This is a genomic window from Pantoea sp. C1E2 (assembly GCF_056491465.1).
This window is the reverse complement of the sequence record NZ_JBSZHT010000002.1, coordinates 3686549-3702696: the sequence shown is the minus strand read 5'-3', so window position 1 is coordinate 3702696 and position 16148 is coordinate 3686549. Positions and strand designations below refer to the sequence as shown.

Below are 16148 nucleotides of genomic sequence, written 5' to 3'. Positions count from 1 at the left end.
CATCAAGGCGAACTTTCAGCGAATCTGTCAGCATAGTTTTGCGATCGCGGATACGTTAAAACCGCAGCTATCCGAACTTTTTGGTGATTTCAAACTCAGACCATCACGCATAGTAATGTGTTTTAGGTTTAGCCATAGTGGCGACCTGTAAATTGAACCTTCAAGGAGGACTTTCGTGAAACTGAAAGCACTGGCGCTGGCCGCCGTAATGAGCACTGGCGTAATGTCAGCGATGGTACAAGCGGGTGAAGTCCCGAATGGCCCGCATGTCGTGACCTCGGGTCAGGCAAGCGTTGATGCCCGTCCTGATATCGCGACACTCTCCATCGTGGTGAATGTTTCTTCGAAAGATGCGGCAGACGCGAAAAAACAAGCTGATGACCGCGTGGCGCAATATTTCGATTTCCTGCAAAAGAACGGTATCGAAAAGAAAGATATTGATGCGGCAAACCTCAGTACGCAACCCGAGTATGACTACACCAAAGAAGGGAAGTCAGTACTGAAAGGTTATCGTGCGGTGCGTCAGGTGCAGGTGACCTTACGTCAGCTGGATAAACTGAATGAATTGCTGGATGGTGCGCTGAAATCTGGCCTGAACGAAATCCGTTCGGTGGAGCTGGGCGTAGCGAATGCTGATGCCTATAAAGATCAGGCGCGCAAAGCGGCGATTGCTAACGCCACTCAGCAGGCAGGTGCGCTGGCAGAAGGCTTCAACGCCAAGTTAGGCCCGGTGTACAGCATCCGCTATCACGTGGCGAACTATCAGCCAATGCCAATGGCGCGCATGTACAAAGCGGCCGCAGCCCCAGCGGATACCACCGCGCAGCAGACTTATGAGCAGCAGAGCATTCACTTTGACGATCAGGTCGATGTAGTGTTCGAGATCAAGCCGAATACGGCTCAGTAATCTGATGTGTTGAATCGTAGCGGCGTGATTTATGACGCTGAATGGCAGCGATACTGCTGTTCATTCACGCGATAAATCACGCCGCTACGCCAATCTGCAATTGGGATTAGGCTGTCGCCGTATCCTGGCGCAAGACGCGATGACCGTGTGCAATCAATGCATCCGTCACGCTGCGCATTAAGCGGCTCTCTGGCGCGAATCGGTGCCAGTAAAGCATGCGACGCTGGTAAAGACCTGGCGTCAAATCCACCAAATCCCCTTGTGCCAGTTCACGCTCAATCTGTAGGTGCGGGATCATACAGCACACCGAACCCTGACGCGCCAGCTGCACGAAGGCTTCCGACGAGTTAACGATGTGGCACGGTACGCTGCCCGGTGACAGATCAAAGTTCTGTTGTAAAAACGCCTGATGCATATCATCCAGATGGTCAAACGCCACCGCAGGCGCTTTCAGTAAAGCAGAGCGAGTCACGCCATTCGGGAAGTAGCGCGCGGCAAAATCCGGCGAGGCGCAGAACAGATAATCCAGTGCACCCAACTGATCCACTAAGCAGCTTGGCAGCGGCTGCGGCTGGATACTGACGGCGCCGACCACTTCACCGCGACGCAGGCGTTCCTGGGTGCGGGTTTCGTCTTCCACCTGCAAATTCAGGCGCACCGGCGAATCGGCCAGCACATCTTTCAGCGCAGGCAGCAGCCAGGTCGCCAGACTGTCGGCGTTGACCGCCAGCGACAGGAGTAATGGCGTGGTACCGCCGTTGTCATCACCCAGCCATTCTTCTTCCAGCAGCTCCACCTGATGCAACAGCGCCAGCAGTTTTTGTCCTTGCTCGGTCGGACGCGGCGGTACGGTGCGCACCAGCAGCGGCTGACCAAATAAATTTTCCAGCTGTTTGATACGCTGTGACACCGCAGACTGCGTGATGCAGAGTTTTTGGGCCGCACGCTCAAAACCGCGCTCGCGAATCACAGCATCCAGCGCCTGAAGCGTTCGATAATCCGGGCGTTTCATTGTTGTTCTCTCTCGTTCAGGATGGAAAGTACTATGCCACAAAACTGTCATATTGTGCTGCGGCGCTTTTTTGCGGGCTGGCTTCCAAAGGCTTAAATCGATGCGTTAACAGCCGCGCATTTTTACGACGCCTTGTTTTATACTACGCGCACTTCGATGTCGCACAGGTTTTAAACATACCATGACCCAGGATGAACTGAAAAAAGCGGTTGGTTGGGCAGCACTGCAATACGTGCAACCCGGCACCATTGTTGGCGTTGGCACCGGTTCAACAGCGGCGCATTTTATTGATGCGCTTGGCACCATGAAAGATCAAATTGAAGGCGCGGTTTCAAGTTCGGAAGCCTCGACGGAAAAACTCAAAGCTTTGGGGATTCCGGTTTTTGATCTGAATAACGTCGATGAGCTGTCGGTGTACGTTGATGGCGCAGACGAAATCAATCCACAGATGCAGATGATCAAAGGCGGCGGCGCAGCGCTGACGCGTGAGAAAATCGTCGCGGCGGTGGCGAAAAAGTTCATCTGCATTGCGGATGCCTCTAAAGAGGTGGACATTCTGGGCAACTTCCCGCTGCCTGTGGAAGTGATCCCGATGGCGCGCGCGTTTGTCGCGCGTGAACTGGTGAAGCTGGGCGGCCAACCTGAGTATCGTCAGAATGTGGTGACCGACAACGGCAACATTATTCTCGACGTACATAATCTGCGTATTCTCGACCCGATTGCATTGGAAAAAGCCATCAATGCGCTGCCGGGTGTGGTTACCGTGGGTTTGTTTGCTGCGCGTGGCGCTGATGTAGCGTTGATCGGCACCGCAGATGGCGTGAAAACCATCACTTATTGATCTGATAGCGTGCTTACCGGCGCGCGCGCTGCGCCGGTTATTTCCATCTGCAAAACATCTTTTCTTGCTGAGGTGAAATTTAGTGACTTATGTCACAAAAGATTCATCAACAGCAGGTTCGTACTTCGGCGCACTCGCATCCCACGATTTTGTACGGCTTTGTGCTGCCTCAACGTGGGCGCGTGCTGGCGGGCAGGCAATCGTTTGTATTGCCGCGCTCGAAATTTTTGATATTTTGGCAGAAGGCTACCTTATGGTAGTCCTCGTTGAATTCTGAATAGGGTCGGGAAATGGCAAAGGTATCACTGGAAAAAGACAAGATTAAGTTCCTGCTGGTGGAAGGCGTTCACCAGAGTGCACTGGATAATCTGCGTGCTGCGGGTTACACCAACATCGAATTCCACAAAGGGGCACTGGATGCGGAGTCGCTGAAGTCCTCCATTCGCGATGCGCACTTCATTGGTATCCGTTCCCGTACCCAACTGACCGAAGAGATCTTTGCGGCGGCTGAGAAGCTGGTCGCGGTAGGCTGCTTCTGCATCGGTACTAACCAGGTTGACCTGAATGCTGCCGCAAAACGCGGTGTGCCGGTCTTCAATGCGCCATTCTCTAACACCCGTTCGGTGGCTGAGCTGGTGATTGGTGAAATGCTGCTGATGCTGCGCGGCATTCCTGAAGCGAACGCTAAAGCGCACCGTGGCATCTGGAACAAAGTGGCAAACGGCTCGTTCGAAGCGCGCGGTAAGAAGCTGGGCATCATTGGTTACGGCCATATCGGGATGCAGCTGGGCGTGCTTGCGGAAGGCCTTGGCATGCACGTGTTCTTCTACGATATCGAAACCAAACTGCCGCTGGGTAATGCGACTCAGGTTCGCCACCTGTCCGATCTGCTGAACATGAGCGATGTGGTCAGCCTGCACGTACCAGAAAATGCCTCAACGCAGAACATGATTGGCGCTGAAGAGCTGGCGTTGATGAAGCCGGGTGCACTGCTGATCAACGCCGCACGTGGCACCGTGATTGATATCCCAGCCCTGTGCAACGCCCTGGCTAACAAGCATCTGTCCGGTGCGGCCATCGATGTCTTCCCGGTTGAGCCGGCGACCAACAGCGATCCGTTCAACTCACCGCTGTGCGAGTTTGATAACGTGATCCTGACGCCACACATCGGGGGGTCTACTCAGGAAGCGCAGGAAAACATCGGTCTGGAAGTCTTGGGCAAGCTGGCCAAGTATTCTGACAACGGTTCTACGCTGTCTGCGGTTAACTTCCCGGAAGTGTCTCTGCCGATGCACGCTGCAAGCGTCAGCCGTTTGCTGCACATCCATGAAAACCGTCCAGGTGTGCTGACCGCGATTAACCAGATCTTTGCCGAGCAGGGCATCAACATCGCTGCTCAGTATCTGCAAACTTCGCCTGTGATGGGTTATGTGGTTATCGATATCGATGCAGAAGAAGATGTGGCGGAAAAAGCGCTGCAGCTGATGAAAGCGATTCCGGGCACCATGCGCGCCCGTCTGCTGTACTGATGGCTCAGGGCACCCTGCGTGTCCGTTCAACATACTGATTGCAAGGGTGCCACTTAAGTTGGCACCCTTTGTTTTACAGTTCTTCGTTATCCCACTGCCACAGCTTTGACGGTGTCAGAATGGCAGGTAACGGCACATCCCACGCCGCCACCGGCAATGTCTCGACACGCTGGCAATCGTGCGCAATGCCCATTGGGTAAAAGCCATGCTGCTGCCAGTGCTGCAGCGTCCGATCGTAAAAACCTCCACCCATGCCCAATCGCTGCCCCTCGTGGTCAAACGCCACTAACGGCACCAGCATCACATCCAACTGATTGAGTGTGGCCATCTGCGTGATATCCAGCGGCGGTTCAGGGATGCGCAATTTGTTTGGCGTCAGAGAAGTTTCAGGCGTATAGCGCAGAAACAGCAGATGACCGGGTGCGAAGGGATGCAATACCGGCAGGTAAACCTGCTTTTTCTGCTGCCAAAGTTTGGCAATCAGCGGGCGAGTGTTGATTTCACCATCGACGGATAAAAACAGGGCGATGCGTTGTGCATTAGCGATAGGGGCGAAATTGATGGCGTGCTCGGCGAGCAGATCGGCAGCTTGTTCTTGCTGTTCTGGCGTGAGGTTGCGACGCAGATGGCGTACATGCTGACGGATATCTTGACGGTCGAGAAGGGAAGGTGTTTGCATGGTGCCCCCCGGCAAAGTCGGCGCTTAGCCAACTATATCATGTTCAAACGAACCGGGGGATAACAGGGTGAAACGAGTGGAGATCTCCGAGATGCCGCCGCAGGCTGTAACCCTTGAACCCATGGTTCAAGGTGAACATGCCGTCACAACTATTAGGCTTCTCGGACGGACCGAGCATGCGCACAAATTGTGGATCGTCACATTCTGTTGGTATTAAATATCGGCTCAGGGGACGGGCCCGCTTGCAAACATCTCAGAGAAAATTGACTTCACCGTGACTCTAACATGAGTACCATGAAGTGTTATTCGAATTTAGGGCCCTGGCGATCAGTTATGCGACCTTGCTCAAGTAATGCTTGTTCAATGGTCTGCTGCAGCATGCGGATACGTTGTTCCATATTTGCTGCATAATCGCGCGTCTTGCCTTTTTCCTGTGCCAGCTCGTGGCAAATGTTCAAGGCGGCGATGAACACCAGTTGCTCTGTATTGGTGACTCTAGTGCGAACTTTTAAATCTTGCAACCGTTGATTGAGATCCTCTGCAGCTAGATTAAGCGCATCTTGCTGTTCGGGCGGACAATTTACTCTCAATGAACGACCAAAAATCTGAATATCTACCGGTTGTGCAGACATGCCACCATCCTGACTGATTACTCTGTTCGCATCTCCCTTACCTGTCAATGGGTTGGGAGGTGCGCAACTATATAGAGCCGCGATATAAGTTACAACCCCTTTTCTGGAAACCCTGAGGCACCTGGTGGTAGCATAACACGAACTTATTCTGCCAACGACGACCAAAGCCTATGTCTTTACAGAACGAAACTCCTGGTTACAACGCGCTTGCCTCAGCCCTTTCTCAACAGGGTGTGGGCATGACGCCAGCCGAAATGCACGGATTACTGTCCGGCATTCTGTGTGGTGGCAACAAAGATGCCAGCTGGAAAACTAAAATTCACGACCTCGCCAACGACGGCATGGCGTTTTCGCAAAGCCTGTCGCAGCCGTTGCAGGCCCTGCATGAAAATCTGAGCAACACGCTGGAAGAAGAAGGTTTCATGTTCCAGCTGATGCTGCCGGAAGACGATGACATCACCGTCTTCGATCGCGCTGATGCGCTGGCGGGCTGGGTTAACCACTTCCTGCTCGGTTTAGGTGTAACGCAGCCGAAGCTGGATAAAGTGACTGGCGAAACCGGTGAAGCGATTGACGATCTGCGCACCATCGCGCAGCTCGGTTACGACGAAGATGAAGATCAGGAAGAGCTGGAGCAGTCGCTGGAAGAGGTGATTGAATACGTGCGTGTTGCCGCGTTGCTGTGCCACGAAACGTTCGCGCGCCAGCACACGCCAACGGCGCCGGAAGTGCAAAAGCCAACGTTACACTAAGTGCGTTATTGCGGGCGCATGGTGCCCGTTTCAACAGGGAGTGCAAACATGATTACACTGGATACTTTCCAGCAACGTCGTCAGGCGCTGATTGCCCGTATGGCACCTGGCAGCGCCGCTTTGATTTTCGCTGCACCTGAAGTGACCCGCAGCAACGACACGGAATACAACTTCCGCCAAAACAGTGATTTCTGGTATTTCACCGGGTTCAATGAGCCGCAGGCGCTGTTGGTGCTGATCAAAAGTGATGACAAGCATAACCACAGCGTGCTGTTCAATCGTGTTCGCGACCTCACCGCCGAGATCTGGTTTGGCCGTCGCCTCGGACAAGATGCCGCACCCGCGAAGCTCGGCGTTGACCGCGCTTTGCCATGGGATGACATCGGCGATCAATTGCATCAACTGCTCAACGGGTTGGACGTGGTTTATCACGCTCAGGGTGAGTACCCAGAAGCTGACCAACTGGTGTTCAGCGCCTTAGAGAAGCTGCGTCGTGGCTTCCGTCAGAATCTCAGCGCGCCTGCTACCGTCACCGACTGGCGTCCGTGGGTGCACGATATGCGCCTATTCAAAAGCGAAGCCGAGATTGAGATTCTGCGCCGGGCGGGAAAAATCAGTGCGCTGGCACATACCCGCGCGATGCAAACCTGCCGTCCAGGTATGTTTGAGTATCAGCTCGAAGGCGAAATTCATCATGAATTCAATCGCCACGGTGCACGTTTTCCCTCGTACAACACCATTGTTGGTTCGGGCGAAAACGGCTGCATCCTGCATTACACCGAAAACGAAAGTGAGATGCGCGATGGCGATTTGGTGCTGATTGATGCGGGCTGTGAGTTCCACGGTTATGCCGGTGATATCACCCGTACCTTCCCGGTAAATGGCAAATTCACTCAACCCCAGCGTGAGATTTACGACATCGTGCTGGCCTCGCTGTATAAGGCGCTGTCGATGTTCCGTCCAGGCATCAGCATCCACGACGTTAATGACGAAGTGGTGCACATCATGATTACCGGTCTGGTCGATCTCGGTATTCTGGAAGGCAATATCGATACGCTGTTCGAAGAGCAAGCGCATCGTCCGTTCTTTATGCACGGCTTAAGCCATTGGCTGGGTCTGGATGTGCATGATGTTGGCCATTACGGCACACCAAGCCGTGACCGCACTCTCGAGCCTGGCATGGTGCTGACGATTGAACCGGGCCTGTACATTGCGCCGGATGCCAAAGTCCCACCGCAGTATCGCGGCATTGGTATCCGTATCGAAGATGACATCGTGATCACCGCTGACGGCAACGAAAACCTGACCGACAGCGTAGTGAAAGATGCTGATGCGATTGAAGCCTTGATGGCAGCGGCACGCCACGCATGAGCATTTTGATTGCAGGCGGAGGCATGACGGGGGCAACTCTGGCGCTGGCGATTTCGCACCTGACGCAAGGCCAATTGCCCGTTACGCTGATCGAACGCAGTCTGCCGGATAGCCGCCAACATCCAGGCTTTGATGGCCGTGCGATTGCGTTAGCGGCGGGCACCTGTCAGCAGCTGGCGGATATCGATGTGTGGCGCTCGCTCGCAGATTGCGGCACGCCGATCACGGATATTCACGTCTCCGATCGTGGTCACACCGGCTTTGTGCAGCTTAAAGCGGATGATTATCAGGTTCCGGCGCTTGGCCAGGTGGTTGAGCTGTTTGATGTAGGGCAGCGTCTGTTCCAGCGTCTGAAAAGTGCGCCAGGTGTGACGCTGCGCTGTCCGGATTACGTCACGGCGGTGGAGCGCACAGCAGAGTCTGTTACCGTAACCCTCAACAGCGGTGAGGCATTACAGGGTGCATTACTGGTGGCTGCCGATGGCTCTCGTTCACCACTTGCCGCATCCTGTGGCATCAACTGGCAACGGGACGATTATCAGCAGCTCGCCGTCATTGCCAACGTCACCACGCAGCAGCCGCATCAGGGCCGTGCATTTGAACGTTTTACCGAGCACGGTCCGCTGGCGCTGTTACCGATGTCTGGTAATCGCATGTCGCTGGTGTGGTGTCATCCTGTTGAGGCAGAAGCGACGGTGAAACAATGGGATGATGCAACATTCCTGCGCGAGCTTCAGCAGGCGTTTGGCTGGCGCTTAGGGCGTTTCACCCATGTCGGCCAGCGCGAAGTCTATCCGCTGGCGCTGCAAACCGCCGAACGTCAGGTGGCGCATCGTCTGGCGCTGGTGGGCAATGCGGCGCAAACCCTGCATCCGATTGCCGGACAGGGCTTTAATCTGGGATTGCGCGATGTGATGTCGCTGGCGGAAACGTTGGCAGGCGCGCATCGTCAACAGCAAGATACAGGCAGCTATGGCGTGTTGCAGCACTTCGCTGCACGGCGTCAACCCGATCGCGCCGCGACAATTGGCGTGACCGATGGATTGGTGCGGCTGTTTGCCAACCGTTATACGCCCTTAGTGGCGGGAAGAAATCTTGGGCTGGTGGCAATGGACCATCTGCCATGGCTGCGAAACCCACTTGCCGCGCGTACGCTCGGCTGGGTAAAGCGTTAAGCATGAATTAAGGGGCAGCAATGCAAACATTTGATGTGGCCATCGCCGGTGGCGGCATGGTAGGTCTGGCCGTCGCCTGCGGATTGCAGGGCAGCGGCCTGCGCGTTGCCGTGCTGGAAAAAGCACCTGAGCCACAATTTGATCCGGCGAGCGCCGCGTCAATTCGCGTCTCGGCGATCAACGCTGCCAGCGAACGCCTGCTGCAAAAACTGGACGTCTGGTCCAGCATCCTGGCGTTGCGTGCCAGCGCCTATCACGGCATGGAAGTGTGGGATCAGGACAGCTTTGGTTCCATCAGCTTTGATGATGAGCAGCAAGGCTTATCCCATCTCGGCCATATTATTGAAAATGAGGTGATTCACAGCGCACTGTGGCAGCGCGCCAGCCAGTGCAGCGACATCACCTTATTCGCGCCTGCGCAGTTACAGCAGGTGGCCTTTGGCGACAATGAAGCCTTTGTCACGTTACAGGACGGCAGCATGATGAGTGCGCGCCTGCTGATTGCCGCTGATGGCGCAAACTCCTGGCTGCGTGATAAAGCCGATATCCCGATTACCTTCTGGGATTACGATCATCACGCGCTGGTCGCGAATATTCGCACCGATATGCCGCACGATGCGATTGCGCGTCAGGTGTTCCATGGCGACGGTATTCTGGCGTTCCTGCCGATGCAGGACCCGCACCTGTGTTCCATCGTCTGGTCGCTGTCGCCGCAGGAAGCGGCCCGCGTGCAGTCTATGCCTGAAGCGCTGTTCAACCAGCATCTGTCGGTTGCCTTCGATATGCGCCTTGGCTTGTGCCATGTGGAAAGCGAGCGCAAAACCTTCCCGTTGATGGCGCGCTATGCCCGTAACTTTGCCGCGCACCGCCTGGCACTAGTGGGCGACGCCGCGCACACCATTCACCCGCTGGCCGGGCAGGGCGTAAACCTTGGCTTTATGGATGCCGCTGAACTGATCGGTGAGATCCGCCGTCTGCATCAGGAAGGCAAAGATATCGGGCAGCACCTGTATCTGCGCCGTTATGAGCGCAGCCGCAAACACAGCGCAGCGATGATGCTGGCGGGGATGCAGGGATTTCGCGAGTTATTCGCCGGTACTCACCCAGCGAAAAAGCTGCTGCGCGATGTGGGATTGAAACTGGCCGACACATTGCCGGGTGTCAAACCGATGATGCTGAAGCAGGCCATGGGGCTCAATGATATGCCCAGCTGGATTCGTTAAATCCCGCTCATAAGGCGCCGATTCAGGCGCCGTTTTTTTTGCTTGATTCACTGCCCCGTCATACCTGAAATCCATCCTGGTATTGCTCATGTCGTGATTGCTGGGACACAGCGGGTCAGTTAAAAAAACCGTACTTAAACTGCTTTTAACCCCTATGCACTGCTCTGGTGCGCCTCTGCACCCAAATTGCGCCTCGTTTGATTTATTCTAATTTTACCCATTGATTCGCATTATTTTAACTAATGATGATATTGGCGGCTCGCCGAACCATTTATTCGTACTGAGGTGCGCATTCCATTATCTGGCTGTGTTTGTGGTTCTTAATTGTATTTTATGCGTGGTTAATCACAAAAATGCAGTGATTTGTGCTGGCATGGGTTTGAGGTGTGCTAAGGGGATGGTACTGTTTCGCCCTCGTTTTCCTTATGGTTAATCGCCGCATTCGGTGGTAACTTCAGCACAAAGAGAACGTTTGCGTCAGCCTGCACAGGCGACGCAGGCGCGTCACACTCACTTGTTTTCACAGGATGGTTATGACTCAGCAAACGCCTCTATTCGAACAGCATCAGGCATGCGGTGCGCGCATGGTGGACTTCCATGGCTGGATGATGCCCCTGCATTACGGCTCGCAAATGGATGAGCACCACGTGGTGCGTAACGATGCCGGTATGTTTGATGTTTCCCACATGACCATCGTCGATCTGCGCGGTGCCCGCACCCGTGAATTCCTGCGTTATCTGCTGGCCAACGATGTCGCCAAACTGACGCAGCCCGGTAAAGCCCTCTACACCGGCATGCTGAATGCTTCGGCTGGCGTCATTGATGATTTGATTGTTTACTTTATGACCGAAGACTTTTTCCGCTTAGTGGTGAACTCCGCAACGCGTGAAAAGGATTTGGCGTGGATCAAACAGCACGCACAGCCGTTTGGCGTTGAAATTACTGAACGCGACGATCTGGCATTGATTGCGGTACAAGGCCCGGAAGCGCAGCAAAAAGCGCAGACGCTGTTCACTGCTGCACAACGTGAAGCCGTTGCGGGCATGAAACCGTTTTTTGGTGTGCAAAGCGAAAACCTGTTTATCGCCACCACTGGCTACACCGGTGAAGCCGGCTACGAAATTGCGATGCCGAACAGTGAAGCGGCCGATTTCTGGCAGAAATTGTTAGCGGCAGGCGTCAAACCTGCTGGCCTCGGCGCACGTGACACGCTGCGTCTGGAAGCAGGGATGAATCTCTACGGTCAGGAAATGGATGAAGGCGTTTCACCGCTGGCGGCCAACATGGGTTGGACTGTGAGCTGGGAACCTGCCGATCGCGATTTCATCGGCCGCGAGGCGTTAGAAGCGCAACGTGAAAAAGGCACCGAGAAGCTGGTGGGTTTGATCATGACCGAAAAAGGGGTGTTGCGTAACGGGTTATCGGTACGTTTCACCGACGAACAAGGTCAGCCACAGCAGGGTATCATTACCAGTGGTTCTTTCTCCCCGACGCTGGGTTACAGCATCGCGCTGGCACGTGTGCCAGCGGGCATTGGTGAGCAAGCGATTGTAGAGATCCGCAATCGTGAAATGCCGGTAAAAGTCACCAAACCGATTTTTGTTCGCGCCGGCAAGCCGGTCGCTCAGTAATTTTTCAGGAGAAATGGCGATGAGCAATGTGCCTAATGAATTGAAATACCGGGATAGTCACGAGTGGGTACGTAAAGAAGCCGATGGCACCTTCACCGTGGGAATCACCGAACACGCGCAGGAACTGCTGGGCGATATGGTGTTTGTGGATCTGCCTGATGTGGGCGCTACTTTTGCTGCCGGTGATGACTGTGCCGTCGCGGAGTCCGTGAAAGCCGCCTCAGATATCTATGCGCCGCTGAGCGGTGAAATCGTTGCCGTGAACGAAGAGCTGGCCGACGCACCGGAGCTGGTTAACAGCGAACCGTACGCGGCAGGCTGGTTGTTCCGTATCAAAGCCAGCGACGTTTCAGAACTTGATTCGATGCTTGACGCCGATGCCTATAAAGGCGCTATCGACGAGTAACCGGTAGTCATCGAAGGTGCTGCACTGCAGCGCCTTCTTTTTTATCTGCCTGATTTAATGCCATTTTTGTAACCCAGCCCGATTCAGGATTTACTGCAAATGACCCAGACTCTCAGCCAGCTTGAACATAACGGTGCTTTCATTGAGCGCCATATCGGTCCTACACCCGCGCAGCAGGCCACCATGCTGGAAGCGATTGGTGCCAGCTCTCTGGAATCACTGATCAGCGCCATCGTGCCTGCTGACATCCAATTGCCAGGCCCGCCTGCGGTCGGTGATGCCGCGACCGAACAGCAAGCGCTGGCAGAGCTGAAAGCCATTGCCAGTCAGAACCATATCTACAAATCCTGGATCGGCATGGGCTACAGTGCCGTGATCACCCCACCGGTTATCCTGCGTAACATGCTGGAAAACCCAGGCTGGTACACGGCGTACACCCCGTATCAGCCAGAAGTGTCGCAGGGCCGCTTAGAAGCGCTGTTGAACTTCCAGACCCTGACGCTGGACTTAACCGGTCTGGATATCGCCTCCGCTTCACTGCTCGATGAAGCCACCGCAGCAGCCGAAGCCATGGCGATGGCGAAGCGCGTCAGCAAACTGAAAACTGCCGGTAAATTCTTTATCGCCGATGATATCCATCCGCAAACGCTGGATGTGGTGCGCACCCGTGCTGAAACCTTTGGTTTTGAACTGATCATCGACAGCGCCAGCAAAGCGCTGGATCACGACGATCTGTTTGGCGTGCTGCTGCAGCAAGTGGGTACCAGCGGTGAAGTGCACGATTACCGTTCACTGATTGTCGAGCTGAAAAGCCGCAAAGTGGTGGTGAGCGTGGCCGCTGATTTCATGGCGCTGGTGCAGTTAGAAGCACCAGGTAAACAGGGCGCAGACATTGTCTTCGGTTCTGCACAGCGCTTCGGTGTGCCAATGGGTTACGGTGGTCCACACGCTGCGTTCTTCGCCAGCCGTGATGAGCACAAACGTTCAATGCCGGGCCGTATCATTGGCGTCTCGCGCGATGCTGCAGGCAACACCGCACTGCGCATGGCCATGCAAACGCGTGAGCAGCATATCCGTCGTGAGAAAGCTAACTCCAACATCTGTACTTCACAGGTGCTGCTGGCGAACATCGCCGGCCTGTATGCGGTTTATCATGGTCCTGTGGGCCTGAAGCGTATTGCCTCACGCATTTATCGTCTGACCAGCATTCTGGCCGCTGGCCTGAAAAACGGTGGCCTGAAGCTGCGCCACAACAGCTGGTTCGATACCTTAACGGTTGAAGTCGCTGATAAAGCCGAAGTGCTGAATCGCGCGCTGAGCTTTGGCGTCAACCTGCGCAGTGATGTGCTTAACGGCGTGGGTATCACGCTGGATGAAACCACCTCACGCGAAGATGTGCAGACGCTGTTTGCCATTCTGCTGGGTGATGCGCACGGTCAGGAGATTGATGCCCTGGATGCCAGCGTCTCTGCTGAAAACAGCGCTATTCCGGCAGGCATGTCGCGTGAAAGCGAATTCCTGACCCATCCGGTGTTCAACCGCCATCACAGCGAAACCGAGATGATGCGTTACATGCACAGCCTGGAGAAAAAGGATCTGGCGCTAAACCAGGCGATGATCCCACTCGGTTCGTGCACCATGAAACTCAACGCCGCAGCCGAAATGATCCCGATCACCTGGCCAGAGTTTGCGGAACTGCATCCATTCTGCCCGGCAGAACAGGCTTCAGGTTATCTGCAGATGATTGGCCAGCTGTCACAGTGGCTGGTACAGCTGACCGGTTATGATGCGCTCTGCATGCAGCCAAACTCTGGCGCACAGGGTGAATATGCTGGCCTGCTGGCGATTCGTCGTTATCACGAGAGCCGCAACGAAGGTGGACGTAATGTCTGCCTGATCCCAAGCTCTGCACACGGTACCAACCCGGCTTCCGCACAGATGGCGGGCATGGCAGTGGTGGTGGTGGCCTGTGATAAACAAGGCAACATCGACCTCGGCGATCTGCGTGAGAAAGCCGCTCAGGTTGGCGATGAGCTGTCTTGCATCATGGTGACCTATCCTTCAACTCACGGCGTGTACGAAGAAACCATCCGTGAAGTGTGCCAGATCGTCCATCAGTACGGCGGCCAGGTTTATTTGGACGGTGCCAACATGAACGCCCAGGTGGGGATCACCACGCCTGGTTACATCGGCGCAGATGTCTCGCACCTTAACCTGCATAAAACCTTCTGCATTCCACACGGCGGTGGCGGTCCAGGCATGGGCCCAATCGGTGTGAAAGCGCATCTGGCTCCGTTTGTACCGGGTCACAGCGTGGTGCAAATCGATGGTGTGCTGACGCAGCAAGGCGCGGTATCCGCCGCACCATTCGGTAGTGCCTCGATTCTGCCAATCAGCTGGATGTACATCCGCATGATGGGCGCGGAAGGTCTGAAACAAGCGAGTTCGGTCGCGATTCTGAATGCCAACTACATTGCCAGCCGTCTGCAATCCGCTTATCCAATCCTGTATGCCGGTCGCGATGGCCGCGTGGCGCACGAATGTATCCTTGATATCCGTCCGCTGAAAGAGCAGACCGGTATCAGCGAGCTGGATATTGCCAAGCGTCTGATCGATTACGGATTCCATGCGCCGACCATGTCGTTCCCGGTGGCCGGAACGCTGATGGTTGAGCCGACTGAATCAGAAAGCAAAATCGAGCTGGATCGCTTTATCGATGCGATGTTGTCTATCCGCATGGAGATCGACCGCGTGGCCGACGGCGAATGGCCAGCCGACGATAACCCGCTGGTGAATTCACCGCATACCCAGATGGAGATCGTTGGCGAGTGGGCGCATCCGTACACCCGCGAACTGGCGGTGTTCCCGGCAGGCAGCGCCAACAAATACTGGCCAACCGTGAAACGTCTGGATGATGTGTTTGGTGACCGCAACGTTTTCTGCTCCTGTGTTCCAATGAGCGAATACCAATAATTGAGCCGCTATGCTCAGGGCCGCCGCTGTATTGGCGGCACTCATTCACCCAGGGCACAGACTTCTGTGAGCTTGCGGGAAGGGTGGGGGCCAGCTGCCTTGTGCGACTCAAATTATTTTGGCTAAACACTTTTTGACACCTATGCTGAGGGCCGAGAAATCGGCCCTTTTTCTATTTTGGAGGCAACATGGATCTGGCATTAATCACCGGCGCCAGCCGTGGCATTGGACGCGCAACAGCCTTGATGCTGGCGCAGGCGGGTTATTGTGTTGCGGTTAACTATCGTAAGCGCGCCACTGAAGCTCAGCAGGTTGTGACTGAGATCGAAGCACAGGGCGGCAGCGCCTTTGCCGTGCAGGCGGATATCGCCGATGAAGCTCAGGTCGTGCGCATGTTCCAACAGCTTGATCAGCATGCAGGCAGCCTGCGTGTACTGGTCAATAATGCTGGGATTTTGTTCACGCAGTGCCGGGTGGAAGATCTCGATGCGGAACGTATTCAGCGGGTGTTCGCCACCAATGTTACCGGTACGTTTATCTGCTGTCGTGAAGCGGTGAAGCGCATGAGCACCGATCACGGCGGGCAGGGCGGTTCGATTATCAATGTTTCTTCAGCGGCTGCACGTCTCGGTGCGCCGGGCGAGTATGTTGATTACGCGGCGTCAAAAGGGGCGATGGATACGTTAACCAAAGGCTTGTCACTGGAAGTGGCGGCGCAAGGCATTCGCGTCAATAGCGTGCGGCCGGGCTTAATTTATACCGAAATGCACGCCGATGGCGGTGAACCAGGCAGAGTCGATCGCGTGGCCAGCTCACTGCCGATGCAGCGCGGCGGTCAGGCTGAAGAGATCGCCGCCGCGATCATCTGGCTGGCAAGCGATGCTGCTTCTTACGTCACCGGCACCTTTATCGATGCCGCAGGTGGCCGCTAATCCTCTGATTTAATCATTGAAACTGATGCAGCGTTACCCAGAGCGCTGCTATCAGCCATTGGTCACACTCCTGTCACAATATTAT

General features: G+C 55.1%; 15 protein-coding genes and 1 other RNA gene. 12 read left to right on the top strand and 4 right to left on the bottom strand.

Translation table 11 applies throughout. The annotated features are described in order from the left end of the window. Positions 1-175: 175 nt before the first annotated feature. Positions 176-907: an oxidative stress defense protein gene (locus ACXI0A_RS17655; RefSeq protein ID WP_045814671.1), complete on the top strand. Its 732-nt coding sequence runs from the start codon at positions 176-178 to the stop codon at positions 905-907. A 106-nt stretch (positions 908-1013) separates the two neighbouring features. Here the strand turns inward: ACXI0A_RS17655 and ACXI0A_RS17650 are convergent, their stop codons facing one another. Beyond that, positions 1014-1919 (bottom strand): LysR family transcriptional regulator ArgP, encoded by a 906-nt coding sequence (locus ACXI0A_RS17650; RefSeq protein ID WP_034823211.1) that lies wholly within the window; start codon positions 1917-1919, stop codon positions 1014-1016. Between the two features lie 181 nt (positions 1920-2100). Here ACXI0A_RS17650 and rpiA point away from each other — a divergent pair, with 181 nt between their 5' ends. The 3 genes from rpiA to serA all read left to right on the top strand — a co-directional run bounded on the left by rpiA (position 2101) and on the right by serA (position 4289). After that, entirely contained in the window at positions 2101-2760 is a 660-nt protein-coding gene (gene rpiA / locus ACXI0A_RS17645) for a ribose-5-phosphate isomerase RpiA (RefSeq protein ID WP_100703537.1), read from the top strand. Between the two features lie 82 nt (positions 2761-2842). Next, positions 2843-3037, top strand: a complete 195-nt coding sequence (locus ACXI0A_RS17640; RefSeq protein WP_155287966.1) for a hypothetical protein — start codon at positions 2843-2845, stop codon at positions 3035-3037. Positions 3038-3050: 13 nt separating this feature from the next. Next, positions 3051-4289, top strand: coding sequence for a phosphoglycerate dehydrogenase (gene serA / locus ACXI0A_RS17635; protein WP_479485267.1), 1239 nt, complete (start codon positions 3051-3053; stop codon positions 4287-4289). Positions 4290-4362: 73 nt separating this feature from the next. Here the strand turns inward: serA and ACXI0A_RS17630 are convergent, their stop codons facing one another. From ACXI0A_RS17630 to zapA, 3 genes are all read right to left on the bottom strand, one after another. Then, positions 4363-4968, bottom strand: coding sequence for a 5-formyltetrahydrofolate cyclo-ligase (locus ACXI0A_RS17630; RefSeq protein WP_476147460.1), 606 nt, complete (start codon positions 4966-4968; stop codon positions 4363-4365). 79 nt (positions 4969-5047) lie between these two features. After that, positions 5048-5231: non-coding RNA, 6S RNA (gene ssrS, locus ACXI0A_RS17625), on the bottom strand. A 39-nt stretch (positions 5232-5270) separates the two neighbouring features. After that, positions 5271-5600 (bottom strand): cell division protein ZapA, encoded by a 330-nt coding sequence (gene zapA / locus ACXI0A_RS17620; RefSeq protein WP_224933475.1) that lies wholly within the window; start codon positions 5598-5600, stop codon positions 5271-5273. A gap of 170 nt (positions 5601-5770) precedes the next feature. Between zapA and ACXI0A_RS17615 the strand changes: the two genes are divergently transcribed. The 8 genes from ACXI0A_RS17615 to ACXI0A_RS17580 all read left to right on the top strand — a co-directional run bounded on the left by ACXI0A_RS17615 (position 5771) and on the right by ACXI0A_RS17580 (position 16063). Beyond that, positions 5771-6352 carry a YecA/YgfB family protein gene (locus ACXI0A_RS17615; protein WP_224933474.1) on the top strand — a complete coding sequence of 194 codons (582 nt, stop codon included), beginning with the start codon at positions 5771-5773 and terminating at the stop codon, positions 6350-6352. A 48-nt stretch (positions 6353-6400) separates the two neighbouring features. Continuing rightward, a complete protein-coding gene (pepP, locus tag ACXI0A_RS17610; protein ID WP_476147461.1) occupies positions 6401-7723 on the top strand; it encodes a Xaa-Pro aminopeptidase in 1323 nt (440 codons plus the stop codon). Beyond that, entirely contained in the window at positions 7720-8898 is a 1179-nt protein-coding gene (gene ubiH / locus ACXI0A_RS17605) for a 2-octaprenyl-6-methoxyphenyl hydroxylase (protein WP_476147463.1), read from the top strand. Before pepP ends, ubiH begins: the two co-directional genes overlap by 4 nt. 20 nt (positions 8899-8918) lie before the next feature. Continuing rightward, on the top strand, positions 8919-10121 hold the full coding sequence (ubiI, locus tag ACXI0A_RS17600; protein WP_160833073.1) for an FAD-dependent 2-octaprenylphenol hydroxylase: 1203 nt from the start codon (positions 8919-8921) through the stop codon (positions 10119-10121). Positions 10122-10654: 533 nt separating this feature from the next. Further along, on the top strand, positions 10655-11752 hold the full coding sequence (gcvT, locus tag ACXI0A_RS17595; protein WP_476147464.1) for a glycine cleavage system aminomethyltransferase GcvT: 1098 nt from the start codon (positions 10655-10657) through the stop codon (positions 11750-11752). A 19-nt stretch (positions 11753-11771) separates the two neighbouring features. Next, complete coding sequence (gene gcvH, locus ACXI0A_RS17590) at positions 11772-12158, top strand: glycine cleavage system protein GcvH (protein WP_034823193.1); 387 nt, start codon at positions 11772-11774, stop codon at positions 12156-12158. Positions 12159-12257: 99 nt separating this feature from the next. Further along, entirely contained in the window at positions 12258-15131 is a 2874-nt protein-coding gene (gene gcvP, locus ACXI0A_RS17585; protein ID WP_476147467.1) for an aminomethyl-transferring glycine dehydrogenase, read from the top strand. Between the two features lie 188 nt (positions 15132-15319). Next, positions 15320-16063, top strand: a complete 744-nt coding sequence (locus ACXI0A_RS17580) for an SDR family oxidoreductase (RefSeq protein ID WP_476147469.1) — start codon at positions 15320-15322, stop codon at positions 16061-16063. Positions 16064-16148 lie beyond the last annotated feature (85 nt).